9 protein-coding genes and 1 pseudogene are annotated in these 11,988 nt (G+C 74.9%); 3 read left to right on the top strand and 7 right to left on the bottom strand.

What is annotated here, in order from left to right:
* Positions 1 to 27: 27 nt before the first annotated feature.
* The 3 genes from ACSLTV_RS00170 to ACSLTV_RS00160 form a co-directional block, all read right to left on the bottom strand.
* Entirely contained in the window at positions 28 to 1,947 is a 1,920-nt protein-coding gene (locus ACSLTV_RS00170; RefSeq protein ID WP_435611403.1) for a protein kinase domain-containing protein, read from the bottom strand.
* Between the two features lie 191 nt (positions 1,948 to 2,138).
* Entirely contained in the window at positions 2,139 to 3,065 is a 927-nt protein-coding gene (locus ACSLTV_RS00165) for an LAETG motif-containing sortase-dependent surface protein (RefSeq protein WP_435611402.1), read from the bottom strand.
* Positions 3,066 to 3,254: 189 nt separating this feature from the next.
* A complete protein-coding gene (locus ACSLTV_RS00160; protein WP_432133654.1) occupies positions 3,255 to 3,740 on the bottom strand; it encodes a hypothetical protein in 486 nt (161 codons plus the stop codon).
* A 227-nt stretch (positions 3,741 to 3,967) separates the two neighbouring features.
* On the opposite strand from ACSLTV_RS00160, the gene ACSLTV_RS00155 reads away from it, so the two are divergent.
* Entirely contained in the window at positions 3,968 to 4,759 is a 792-nt protein-coding gene (locus ACSLTV_RS00155; RefSeq protein ID WP_435611401.1) for a M23 family metallopeptidase, read from the top strand.
* 15 nt (positions 4,760 to 4,774) lie between these two features.
* On the opposite strand, the gene ACSLTV_RS00150 is transcribed toward ACSLTV_RS00155, so the two are convergent.
* Entirely contained in the window at positions 4,775 to 6,322 is a 1,548-nt protein-coding gene (locus tag ACSLTV_RS00150) for a lysyl oxidase family protein (RefSeq protein WP_432157493.1), read from the bottom strand.
* Positions 6,323 to 6,439: 117 nt separating this feature from the next.
* Between ACSLTV_RS00150 and ACSLTV_RS00145 the strand changes: the two are divergent.
* Positions 6,440 to 6,577: pseudogene (locus ACSLTV_RS00145) on the top strand (hypothetical protein); the annotation flags it as partial.
* Between the two features lie 40 nt (positions 6,578 to 6,617).
* On the opposite strand, the gene ACSLTV_RS00140 reads toward ACSLTV_RS00145, so the two are convergent.
* The 3 genes from ACSLTV_RS00140 to ACSLTV_RS00130 all read right to left on the bottom strand — a co-directional run bounded on the left by ACSLTV_RS00140 (position 6,618) and on the right by ACSLTV_RS00130 (position 10,022).
* Positions 6,618 to 7,415 carry a hypothetical protein gene (locus ACSLTV_RS00140; protein ID WP_435611400.1) on the bottom strand — a complete coding sequence of 266 codons (798 nt, stop codon included), beginning with the start codon at positions 7,413 to 7,415 and terminating at the stop codon, positions 6,618 to 6,620.
* A 101-nt stretch (positions 7,416 to 7,516) separates the two neighbouring features.
* A complete protein-coding gene (locus tag ACSLTV_RS00135; RefSeq protein ID WP_432133658.1) occupies positions 7,517 to 8,530 on the bottom strand; it encodes a trypsin-like serine peptidase in 1,014 nt (337 codons plus the stop codon).
* 184 nt (positions 8,531 to 8,714) lie between these two features.
* Positions 8,715 to 10,022 (bottom strand): hypothetical protein, encoded by a 1,308-nt coding sequence (locus tag ACSLTV_RS00130; RefSeq protein WP_432133734.1) that lies wholly within the window; start codon positions 10,020 to 10,022, stop codon positions 8,715 to 8,717.
* 240 nt (positions 10,023 to 10,262) lie between these two features.
* On the opposite strand from ACSLTV_RS00130, the gene ACSLTV_RS00125 reads away from it, so the two are divergent.
* Positions 10,263 to 11,669, top strand: a complete 1,407-nt coding sequence (locus ACSLTV_RS00125) for a molybdopterin-dependent oxidoreductase (protein ID WP_435611399.1) — start codon at positions 10,263 to 10,265, stop codon at positions 11,667 to 11,669.
* Positions 11,670 to 11,988: the final 319 nt, after the last annotated feature.

The following is an 11,988-nucleotide window of genomic DNA, read 5'->3' as shown; positions in this document are numbered from 1 at the left end:
GCCTCCGCGGAGGGGCGGTGCCCGGCGTCAGCGGTCCGTTCTGGAGAGCGTTCCCGCCCGGCGCCCGGGGGCGGCGCCCTCCGGTTCGTAGCGCAGGGTGCCGTCCTCCTGAAGCGTGAACAGCCATACGACGTCGCTCGTCAGGCACTGGCCCGGCGAACTCGGGTGGTAGGGGTCGACGCGCTCCCGGACGCGGATGGAGGTGTCGGTGGCCGACACGAGGGTGCCGAGGGCGTGGCACTTCACGTCGACCGTGGTCAGGGCGAGGTGGTCGGTGGAGCGGGCGACCTCCTCGTTCCGCTTCCCGCCCGTGAACTCGACGGTGAGGACGTGCTCGGAGAAGGCGTTGGGCTCCTCGACGTCGCCCGCCCAGGTCCCGATGAAGGCCTGTGGGACCGTGACGGCTCGTTCGGCGGCGGCGGTGGGTGAGGTGGTGGCGCCGGTGCCGGGCGGGGACGGCTGCGCGCGCGAGCCGTCCGCGCCGTCGTCGGACGAGGACGACCGCGACGCGTCGGGGCCGTCCCCGGCGTCGCCGCCCTGTCCGGGCCACCGGTCGAGGAGGAGAACGCCGGTGACCGTCAGCACGGCGGCGGCGACGGCGGCGGTCACCGCCACCGCGACGGTGCGGCTCGTGCGGCGGCCGGGCCGCGGCGCGCCGGCCGTGACGCCGTCGCCGTACGGACCGGACGGGTGCGAGGGGGCGGAGGCGAAGGGCGGGTGGAGTGGCTGCGTGGGCCGCGTCCCGGGCTGCGGGCCGGACCGGGTGCCGTGCGGCGAGGGCGGCCCCCACCCGGCGTCGGCGGCGGGCACGGTGCGCCCCTGCTCGGCGCCGCCGCTCGGGGCAGGCGGTGCGGCCGGCGCCTGGGGTGCGCCGGCGGCGTACCCGGGCGGCACTGCGCGGGGGGACTCCGCCCGGGTGGGGTCCTGCCCCGACGGCTGGAGCAGGGCGGTGCCCGGCGCGGACGCGCCCTCCTCGGGCGGCGGGCCGAAGACGCCGACGGCGGGGCTGCTGAACGCGACCGGACCCGACGGACCGGGCTCGGGCGCGTGCGCCGGGGGCGAGGACTCCAGGTGCAGCAGCGCGACGGCCGCCTGGCCGATCTGTTCGACCACCGGTGTCGGCAGCCATCCGCCACCGGCCCCGGTTCCCTCAGAGAGGGTCGTGGCGATGTCGGCGGGAGTGGGCCGCGCTGCCGGGTCCTTGGCCAGGCAGGCGGCCACCAGCTCCCGCAACTCGCCTCCGAGCGAACCCAGTTCGGGCTCCTCGTGTACGACCTTGTAGAGCAGCGCGGCGGAGGAGTCGCCCGGGAATGGCGCCGCGCCGGTCGCGGCGTAGGCCAGGGTCGCCCCGAGGGAGAAGACGTCCGCGGAACCGGTGACCCGTTCACCGAGGATCTGCTCGGGTGCCATGTAGCCGGGTGAGCCGACCGACGCGCCGGTCGCGGTGAGGGAGGCGGTGCCGTCGGTGGCTCGAACGATGCCGAAATCGATCAGCCGGGGCCCTTCGACGGTCAGCAGCACGTTGGACGGCTTCACGTCCCGGTGGACGAGTCCCTCGGCGTGCACCGCCGTCAGCGCCTGCGCCAGCCCCCGGCCCAGCAGCCGTACCGAACGGACGGGCAGCGGACCGTGCTCGGCGACCGCGTCGGCCAGGGCCGGCCCCGCGACGTAGCCGGTCGCCACCCACGGCTGCGCGGCGTCCGGATCGGCGTCCAGCACCGGGGCGGTCCACTCGCCGCCCACCCGCCGCGCCGCCTCCACCTCGCGCCGGAACCTGGCCCGGAACTCGCGGTCGAGCGCGAAGTGCGGATGGACGAGCTTGACCGCGACCGTCCGCCCGCCCGCGCTGCGCCCCAGATAGACCCGGCCCATACTGCCCGCGCCGAGCCTGCCCAGCAGCCGGTACGAGCCGATGCCGCGCGGATCGTCCGGTTCCAGTGCCTGCATGTCGATCTCCCCGCTCAGCCCCCGTCGGGCCCAAGGCTAAAGGAAGAGGCCGGTGTTCACGGTGGGGGTGGACGACCGGGGACCGCCGTCGGGCCGCTCGTGCAACGGCCGGGTGCCGTCCCGGACGAGCCGGCGGGCGCCCTTTGCCGAGGGCGCCCGCCGGGATCGCGACCGTCCGTCGCGCGGTGGGGTTACGCGCCGGCCGCGCGGCGGCGGCGCGTCGCGACGACGATGGCCGCGCCGCCCGCGACGAGGACGGCGGCACCGCCCGCGATGAACGCGGTGTGGTCGCCGCCGCCGGTCTCGGCGAGGTCCCCGCCGCCGCCGTTGGGGGTGGGGGCGGGGGCCGGCGTGGACTCGGAGGCGCTGGGGGTGGGCGCCGGCGCCGACTCGGAGGGGGTGCCGGACGGCTTGTCGTCGGCGGGCGGCTGCTCGGGCTCGGCCGGGGGCTGCTCGGGCTCGGCGGGCGGCTGCTCGGGCTCGGTGGGCGGCTGCTCGGCGGTGCAGTCCTTCGTGCCGCCGTTCCAGGCCGCGATCAGCTTGTCCTTGATGACCGGGCGGTCCGGGCCCTTGGGCAGGTCGCCGTGCTCGTAACCGTCCTTCGCGTCGTGCCGGCCGTCGAACTTGACCGCGCCCCGGTACAGGTCGATCTGCGCGTAGCAGCCGGCGTCCGGCACCGCGATGTCGAGGGTGCCGGTCGCGCCGGGCTCGACCGTCACCGTGTCGAAGTCGACGAACACCTGCTCGCCGGAGGTCTTGAAGTCCGCGCCGTGGGCCAGGTAGGAGGCCAGCGAGGCGGTGCAGGTGGTGGCTTTGTCGGCGGCGCGGACGGTCACGTGGACCTTGCCGTCGGAGGTCGGCTTCAGGTTCTGGTCGTCGACGCGGACGGAGTCGAAGAAGTGCGTGCCGTCGAGTGAGAACTGGCAGCGGTCGGTGCCCGTCTCGGTGCCCGCTCCCGTTCCCGGCCGGTAGGCGTCGCCGGACTTCCAGCCCTCCCCGCCGGGCCCGCTGGAGGCCCAGGCTCCGGAGGCGGCGGCGACGGAGGCGGCGCACAGGGTGAGTGACGCGGCGCTCACCCCGAGAAGGCGTCGCATGGTGACACGTCTCGCTATGGACATGCGGATCCCATCTTGGCAATGCCAGGAATGCCAGGGCTGATTGGTCAGATCAGAAGAAACACCGGGCCCATTGGTCAAATGTGCAACAGTGTGGGCCACATGGTTGTGCCCGTGCATGTGCCTGTCAACTTGCGCCGGCCGCTCAGGGCCTGCGCCGCCGGGGTGGGAACCTCGCGGTCCGGTTGGCCGTCAGTAACGGACGGCCCGCTCCACGGTCGCCTTCACGCCGTTCTCGCCGCTGAGGTCGCGGTGGCTGCGGGCGGTGGCGTCGGCCGTGTCGCCGGCGCCGACGTCGGAGAGGGTGACGACGACCGTGTCCAGCCAGGACCCCGAGGCGTCGGTGAAGTTGACCTGGACGGCGATGGTCTTGGCGCCGTCGGTCGTGTTCTCGGCGGACACGGGCACCCGCGCGTGCCCGTCGTCCTCGGTCGTCACCTCGCCGAGCCGGACGTCGTCCTTGACGTCGATACCGCCCTTGATCTCGTCGAACCGCTGCCCCGCCTCCGCTGTCGCCGACGCCAGCGCCGACGCCGCCTTCGAGGCCAGGGAGGCCGCGGCGGAGGCCGCCTGCTGCGGCCCGTCGGACTGGTTGTCGTCGTCGGAGCAGCCGGTGAGGACGACGAGCGCCACCGCACAGGCAGCGACCGCGGCCCGGCGTGACCGGTGAGCGGGCATGGTGTGCCTCCAGAGTCGGATACGTGCCGGACGTGTGCACGCCGTCTCCAGTCAAAGCCGCTGCCCGCCCGCCCGCATGTCCACGCACCCGTACGGGCCACCTCGCGGGCCGGCCCTCCGCCCGGAGCGCGCCGGGGCGCGCCGACGGCTGCGCCGCCCGGAGGAATCTCCGGCGTGTGGGCGGACGGCGGGCGGGTGCGCACGGCATCCGGTCCGATGATCCCAGGATGCGACGAGAACACCGCACGTACCGCCGAGTCCCCCGCACGGTCGCCGTCACCGCGCTGTCGGTGATCCTCGCCGCCGCCCCCGTCGTGGCCGGCGGCCCGGCCGGTGCGGCGGGTGCCGTCGGAGCGGCCGGCCCGGCCGCCCGGACCGTCGGCGAGCACGAACGGGCGCGCGAACGCGTCGACCGCCTGCGGGAGTCGGGCGCACCGAAGGAGAAGGTGCGGGCCGCCGAACGGCGTCGCAAGGAGATCCGCGCCCGCCTGTGGGACGCGCTGTGGGCGGTGCAGCGGCACCGCGGCGACCCGGTCGCCGTCGACCGGTACGGACGGGCCGGCCACTGCCCCACCGGCCGGTCCCGGCCCTCGTCGGGCCGCTCGGACGCCTCCTGGCGGGCGCCGGTGAGGGGCTACCGGCTGACCGCCGGGTACGCCGAGAAGGGCGGCCGGTGGAAGCACCGGCACACCGGCCAGGACTTCGCGGTGAACTCCGGCACCCCCGTGCACGCCGTCGGGCCGGGCACCGTGCGGGCGGCGACGTGCGGCGACGGCTTCGGCAACCAGGTCCTCGTCCGCCACCGCGACGGCTACTTCACGCAGTACGCCCACCTGTCCCGCATCGACGTCCGCGTGGGCCGGCGGGTGCGCGCCGGACAGCGGCTGGGGCTGTCCGGCGCCACCGGCAACGTGACCGGCCCGCACCTGCACTTCGAGGTGCGCGTCACCCCGTACCTGGGGTCCTCGGTGGCGCCGCTGCCGTGGCTGCGGCGCAAGGACGTCCGGGTGGGCGGGTGACGGACCGGCCGGCGCCTACGGCGCGTCGACCAGGTCGTACGGCGGGACCTGCACCGTGCGGGCGCCGGGCGTGCCGCCCAGGACCACCTTGCGCAGGGAGACGTTGTTCTTCAGGTTCGCCTCGTGCAGGCGCTTCTCCGGGTTGGCGGTCACCTGGATGTAGTACGTGCCGTTCGGCAGGTCCGTGATGTCGAAGGACTGGCCGGGCCGGTACTGGCTGTAGGTGTCACCGGAGCCGACGTCGAGGACCTCCCGCACGGAGATCGTGTTCTGCTCGCCGCAGGCCGTCGACAGATCGGTGTTGTACGGGCGCCAGTTGGCGTTCTTCACCGTGTAGTCGACGGCGTCGGTGTTGGCCAGGCAGAACGCCTCCTTGCCGCTGCGCACCTCCTTGGTGCGGTCCTCGCTGAGCAGCCGGTAGACGGCGAAGTCGGTGAAGTGCCAGTGCTCGTGCCCGTCGCGGGCGTCCCACTCCATGGTGCCGGTGGGCGTGTAGCCGACCTGCTTGCCCTTGCCGTCGTAGAAGTACTGGTAGGCGTCCATCAGGTCCTGGCCGGGCTTGCGGAAGCCGTCCACGACGAGCGGGGAGGGGCCGGCGTTCCACACCGTCGCGCTGAAGGCGAGGTAGTCCCGGCCCGGCGCGTCGCCGTCCTCCCCGTCGGTGATCGCGATGCCCCAGGCGGGCAGGGACCGCAGGTCCGGCCTGGGGGTGTTCGCCGGGACGCGGGCGGGGCCGGAGGGCCGCCGGGCGGCGGCCCGCGGTGCGCCGTGCGAGGCGTCGCCGTGGTCCGCGCGGGCGGCGGAGCGCAGCGGGGCCGTGCCGCCCTCCTCGCTGCCCCCGCCGGTGTCCCCGTCGCCGACGTCGCGGACGGTGACCTTGATGGTGGGCCGGTCGTCGGGGATGCCGAACAGGTCCCGGTACTTCTTGGCGACGGACACCTTGGCGGTGTACTCGCCCGCGGGCAGGTCCACCGGGTTCTCGTAGTCGACGGTGCCGGTGCGGGCCGCCCAGCCCTTCTCCACGCCCCACACCGAGCCGAGGGTGAACGGGTTCTCCGGGCAGCTCTCCGGGTAGTGCGAGGTGGCCGGCGCGTCGGGGCGCAGCCGGCCGGCGGCGTTGTTCGGGCAGAAGGTGCCCGCGGTCTTCACGACCTCCTTTCCGGCGGCGTCCGTGACGGACACCTGCAGGAAGCCGGGCAGTCCCTTGAAGTCCTTCACCAGGCCCGCGGGCAGGGTGCGGGACGTGGTCCTCCGGCCGTCGCGCAGGATCTGCCGGGCGACGACGGGGTCCTTGTACGACGCGCGCGTCACCCGGAACTCCAGCGGTGCCCCGTCGACGGTGAGGTAGGTGCCGAGGTCGAGGTAGACCCCGGGCTCCCCCGACCAGCGGTCGAGCGTCACGGACTGCGTCGCGGCGATCAGCTTCAGCTGCGGTTTCGAGGGCTTGGACGTCGGGGCGGCGCCGACGCCGGGGGCGGCCCCGGTGACGGCGACGACGGCGAGTGCGGCCCCCGTGGCGAACGCCGCGCGCCTTGCTCCCCTGCGGTGTTGCTGACTGGTCATCGGTTCCTCGTCTGCGAGTGCCTTGGTCAGAGGCGTCGGACAATGACTGTGAGCACCCTGGGAGAGGAGTAAAACCCTTACTGAGGTTGCCTGTTGGGGAAGACTTCAACGGATCGGGTGAGCTCGCGGAAACGTTCGGGAGGCCGGGGTCCTGACGGCCTCCACGGGCTGTGGGCCGGTGGCGTCCGCCGGGACGCCGGGACGGCCGCTGCCCAGGCCGAGCCGGTCCACCGGGGCGTCGTCCACGACGTGGAGGTGGACACCACCCGCACGGCGTCCCCTGCGTGCGGGCGGCTCATCGCGGCGCGCGTGGGGTGGGGCCGGGGCGGGGCGGGACCGGCGCCTCCCGCGGCCGCGCCTCCTGCCAGACCACGCACCCGACCAGCGGCGGCGGTACGGCGACGTAGGCCAGGTCGTGGGCCGGCCGGCCGGGGCGGCCCGGCCCGCACCGGCCCCGCTCGGCCGCCCGTTCCAGGGCGAGCCGGCGGGCCGCCAGTCGGGCGGCGCGCAGCGCGTCCTCGTCCTCCGCGTCGGCGGACGTCACCAGGGCGACGCCGACCGGGGTGTCGGACAGGGCGAACAGCACCGCCCCGGGCTCCCGCGCGTACCCGAGGTGGACCCGTCGCGGCCCGTGCCCGGCGACGAGGCCGTGCAGGAGCCCGCACGCCGGGCAGGGCTCCGGGTCCGCCGCGGCGTCCGTCGGACCGGCCGGGTCCCCGGCCCCGCCTGCGCCGTCCTCGCCCAGCTCGGCGGCGAGCAGCCGGCGCAGGCCGTGGCGTACGGCCGCCGGGCTCGGCCGGTCCGCCGGCAGCAGCCAGCAGACCGGGCGGCCGTGCCGGGGGACCCGCGGGAACGGGTCCGGTGCCGCCGGGTCGAGGAGGTACGGGGTGTCGCGTGGGAAGTCCGCGTGGCGGACGGGCGGGTGCCGGGGTGTGCGGGGCGGGCGGGCCCGGGCGACGCGTTCCCGCGTCCAGTACTCCGACAGGTCGCCGGGCCGGCCCTCGGGCCGGGGCCGGCCCTCCCGCTTCCACCGGGGCTTCCTGCCCCGCTCGGGCCGGTCGGAGGGCTCGTCCGGGGGCGGCGTGGAGGTCATGTGGCTGCTCCTTCCGTGCCGTCACCGGACAGCCCTGGACCCGGCTGAGGCATCGCCGAGGTCCTCTCGACGGACCTCCGCGGCGTCGCGACGGAAGCACCCTAGGGCCGGGCGGCGGCGAGCTGGTCCATCAGCACGACGAAGTCCAGGGTGCGCTGGGTGAACTTGCAGGTGGTGACGAGTACCTCGTTGGCCTGGCCGTTGACGCCGTAGATGTCGCCGATCTCCTCCGCCGGGTCGTAGTCGATCAGCCAGGGCCCGCCGCTCGCGCCCTGCCGCATGTTCGAGCAGTCGGCGGTGATCACGTCGCGGGGCGGCAGGGAGGGCTCGCTGATGCTCTCGCAGAACTCCTGGTGCCGTCCGTCGTACCCGTCCACCGCCGGATAGCCCACGATGGTCACGGGGTTGACGGTGCCCCGGTCGATCGCGACGTCGAAGGCGCCCGCCGCGTCGGCCGCCGTCTCCCCGGCCGCGTTGTCGTGGGTGATGACGACTCCGTAGTCGTAGCGCTCGTCCTCCTCGGTGCTCCACTTGGGGTCGACGGCGATGTTCCAGGCGGTGAACACGCCGAGCGGTTCGGTGCCGTCGTAGGCGGGGACGAAGGCGATGTTCTTGTGCCAGCCGTCGTCGCTGTACAGGCAGTGGCCCGCGGTGATCACCAGGGTCTCGGCCGGGGTGTTCACCACCGTGCCCGAGCAGGAGCCGGGTGAGCCGCCGGCGTAGTTGAAGAGGATCTTCCCGACCGGGTCGAGGCCGGGGCCGGCGTCCAGGGCCCGCGCGTCAGCGGTGGCGGCGGCGCGGGCGGCGGTGCGGGTGCCGTCGTCCCGGGTGCCGGCGCCGTCGTCACGCGTGCCGTTGCGGAGGGCCTCGGCCGTGCGCTCGGGGGTCCAGTAGCCGGCCACGGCTCGTTCCTGGGCGGTCCGGCTCAGACCGTTCACGCCGGGGAGGTCGACGGGCGCTCTCGTGGTGGCGGCGAGGGGTTCCGTGGCGGCGGCCGGGGCGGTCGAGGCCGCTCCGGTGAGGGAGAGGGCCGCCAGGGCGAGGGTCGCGAGGGAGGCGGCGACTCGGCTGCGCAGTCCTTGCCGGGCCGTGCCGTGCTGGGTTCGTAACGTCACGCTGCACTCCGTTCAGTAAGGGGCAACCGAACGTAAGTTCGCGCGCGTTGAGGGGTCAAGGTTGTTTAGGGAAAACCAACAGGCCTGATTTTCAGGGGGCTTGACGGAGTGCCGGGTCAGCCGCCGTGCGTTCCCGTGGTGCGGACGTTCGTCCACAGGCTGTGGACGGCGGCTCACCCGCCCGTCACCAGTCCGTGTACAGCAGGTGGTTCAGCAGCAGCGCGACGACCGCCTGGGCCGCCAGCCAGGCGCGGGGCCGGGACAGGAACGCGCCCGCCGGGAGCAGCCACATCGCGAACGGCAGCCAGATGCGCTCCGTCTCCGCCTTGCTCATGCCGGACAGGTCGGCGGCCACCACGGCCAGCAGCGCCGCCCCCGTCAGGACGGCCAGGCGGCGCGCCGCGGGAGTCGCGGGGGCGCGCAGGGCGCCGGCCGCGCGGCCCAGGCCGGCCGCGGTCGCCAGGCCGGTGATCAGCACCGTGCACGCCAGGTTGGCCCACACCCAGTAGGAGTACGGGCGGACCCCGCCGGCGCCCTGGTAGTAGCGGGTGACCAGGGTGTCGTACCCCTCGTACCAGGAGAAACCGGCCACGGTGAACGCCACCGGCACGACCGCCAGCCCGGCCAGCAGCGGCGGCAGCAGGGCGAGGCCCCGGGCGCGCAGACCGCGCCGGCCCAGCAGCAGGACGGCGCCGGCGATCAGCGCGAACAGCGTCAGACCGTACGAGAGGTAGCAGGTCAGGCCGAAGAGCAGCCCGGACAGGGCCGCCCACGCCGCGGACCGGCGGGTGAGCGCCAGGGCGAGCGTGGCGACCGCCCACGCGGCCACCGCCGCGAAGTAGGCGTCCGCCGAGGCGCCCAGCCACACCGCGGCCGGCGCCAGCACCAGGAACGGCGCCGCCCGCCGGGCCAGCGCCTCGCCGGCCAGCGCCCGGACCGCCACCAGCACCGCCAGGCACGCCGTCGAACCGAGGGTGACGCACCAGACCCCGGCCCAGCCGCCCCCGCCCAGCCCGATCCGGTCGAGGAGGACGAAGGTGAGCGTGGCGCCGGGCGGGTGCCCGGCGACGTGGGCGGGCCAGTTGTCGGGGGCGCCGATCAGGATGTGGTCGGTGAAGGTCCGCAGCGTCGCCGGGATGTCCCGCCAGCGGTCCGGCACGACCTGGAGGTACTCGAACCGGGTGGTGAGCCGGACCGCGATGCCCCGGTGCCAGCCGTCGATCAGGGCCAGCGACCAGATCCAGGCCAGCGCCGTCCCCCACGCCGCCGCCAGCAGCGCCCGCCACGGCAGCCGGTCGGCCAGCCGGGGGCCGTAGGCGATCGTGGCCCCGGCCACCAGGACGGCGGCCGGGGTGCCGGGGCCCAGGTGCGGGTCCCACGTCGCCGCCAGGGGCGCCCAGTGCACGTAGAGGGTGTGCTCGGTGTCCTCGATGTGCCGGCCGACGACGATCGCCGCCGTCACCAGCAGGGCGGCGGCGGTGGCGGCCCACAGGTCGCGTCGCGCGGAGCGGGCGCCGGTACCGGTTCCCGGGCGCTTCCCGGCGCCCGTGCCGGGATCGGTGCCCGTGGTGGTGGTCGTGTCGGTGTCTGTGCCGGATCGTGGCTGTGTGGGGATCACACCCGGCACGCTAGGGCGGACGGCGCTCCGATGGGTGGCGCACACGGCGGACGTCAGCGTTTCGTCATGGGTCGCAGGGGCTTTTCGGGCCCTCTCCCGGCCTACGGTCGAGGCATGCGCGACCCTCGCCTCCGGCTTCCCACCTCGCCCGGCTTCTGGCGCAGCCCGCTGCGCGGACCCTGGTTCACCTCGGTGCTCGGGCTCGTCCTCCTCGTCGGCATCACCGTGCTGTTCGTGACCGGGCTCGTCTCGTACGCCGCCTACAACCCGGACCTCTCGCCGGTGAACGACATGACGCCGGACAAGGGCGTCCTCGGCTTCTACCTGTTCTCCTGGCCGACCGACCCGCCCTGGCTGTACCGGCTCAACCAGGGTGTCCACGTCACCCTCGGGCTGGTGCTCATCCCGGTGCTGCTGGCCAAGCTGTGGTCGGTGGTGCCGAGGCTGTTCACCCTGCCCCCGGCCCGCTCCCTCGCCCACGCGCTGGAGCGGCTGTCGCTGCTGCTGCTGGTCGGGGGCGCGCTCTTCGAGTTCACGACCGGCGTGCTCAACGTCCAGCTGGAGTACGTGTTCCCCGGCTCCTTCTACCCGCTGCACTTCTACGGCGCGTGGGTGTTCTTCGCGGCGTTCCTCGCGCACGCGGCGCTGAAGCTGCCGACGGCGGTACGGAACGTACGGCGGATGCGCACCGAGTCCGGCCGCACCGGTGAGTCCGGCCAAGCCGGAGAGCCCGGCCAAACCGGAGAGTCCAGCCAGGCGGGTGAGTCCGGCGAGTCCGACCGGGCCGGTCAGGCCGGTCAGGCCGGTCAGGCCGTCCGGACGACCGCCGAGGCCGGCCGGACCGCCGGGCGCGCGGACGGGGACAGCGATCTCGTCTCGCCGCGCCCCGAGCCGCCGACGGTCTCCCGGCGCGGGGCGCTGTGGTTCGTCGGCGGAGGCTCGCTGCTGATGTTCCTGACCAGCGTCGGGCGCAACTTCGACGGTCCGCTGCGGCGCACCGCGCTGCTCGCCCCGCACGGCGGAGCCGAGCCGGGCAGCGGCCCGAACGGCTTCCAGATCAACAAGACGGCCGCCTACGCGGGCATCGTGCCGGCCGAGACCACCGACGAGGCGTGGCGGCTGGTCGTCGTCGGCCGGGACGGCGCGACGGTCCGGCTCGGCCGGGCCGATCTGCTCCGGCTCCCCCAGCACAGCTCGGCGCTGCCGATCGCCTGTGTCGAGGGCTGGTCGACCTCGGACCAGTGGTGGCGCGGGGTGCGGCTGCGGGACCTGGCCGCGCTCGTGGGGTACGACGGTGATCCGCCGGACGTCCTGGTGGAGTCCCTGCAGCGGCGCGGCGCCTTCCGCCGGGCCGCGCTGCGCGCCAACCAGGTCGCCGACCCGCGTTCCCTGCTCGCCCTGCACGTCAACGGCGAGGAACTGTCCCCCGACCACGGCCACCCGGCCCGGGTGATCGTGCCCGCCGCGCCCGGGGTGCTGAACACCAAGTGGGTGGCCCGGATGACCTTCGGAGACCTGTGATGACGGCACTGAGGACGAGGGCACGCAAGACGACGGTGCTGAGGGCGAGGGCTCTGAAGGAGAGGGCGCTGAAGGTGCTGAGGACGCGGCCCGCCGTCCGGCTGCCGCTCGGCAGCCCCTTCCAGATCCTTCTGCTGGCGGCCTCGTTCGCGCTCGCCGGGTACGCGGGGGTGCGGCTGTTCGCCGACGACTGGTTCGGGGTGGCGGTGTGGTTCGTCGGCGCCGCGCTGCTGCACGACCTCGTGCTGCTCCCGGTGTACGCGCTCGCCGACCGGGCCGTCCTGCGCGGCTTCGGCGCCGCACGGCGCCGCGAGTGGGC

The organism is Streptomyces sp. bgisy159 (genome assembly GCF_965341775.1).
GTDB lineage: Bacteria > Actinomycetota > Actinomycetes > Streptomycetales > Streptomycetaceae > Streptomyces.
Note: the sequence above shows the minus strand (reverse complement) of the source record. Positions and strands in the feature narration are given on the sequence as shown.

Excerpts from the sequence above, each read along its gene's own strand:
- ACSLTV_RS00170 (WP_435611403.1), bottom strand. The coding sequence starts at position 1,947 with ATGCAGGCACTGGAACCGGACGATCCGCGCGGCATCGGCTCGTACCGG.
- ACSLTV_RS00165 (WP_435611402.1), bottom strand. The coding sequence starts at position 3,065 with ATGTCCATAGCGAGACGTGTCACCATGCGACGCCTTCTCGGGGTGAGC.
- ACSLTV_RS00160 (WP_432133654.1), bottom strand. The coding sequence starts at position 3,740 with ATGCCCGCTCACCGGTCACGCCGGGCCGCGGTCGCTGCCTGTGCGGTG.
- ACSLTV_RS00155 (WP_435611401.1), top strand. The coding sequence starts at position 3,968 with ATGCGACGAGAACACCGCACGTACCGCCGAGTCCCCCGCACGGTCGCC.
- ACSLTV_RS00150 (WP_432157493.1), bottom strand. The coding sequence starts at position 6,322 with ATGACCAGTCAGCAACACCGCAGGGGAGCAAGGCGCGCGGCGTTCGCC.
- ACSLTV_RS00140 (WP_435611400.1), bottom strand. The coding sequence starts at position 7,415 with ATGACCTCCACGCCGCCCCCGGACGAGCCCTCCGACCGGCCCGAGCGG.
- ACSLTV_RS00125 (WP_435611399.1), top strand. The coding sequence starts at position 10,263 with ATGCGCGACCCTCGCCTCCGGCTTCCCACCTCGCCCGGCTTCTGGCGC.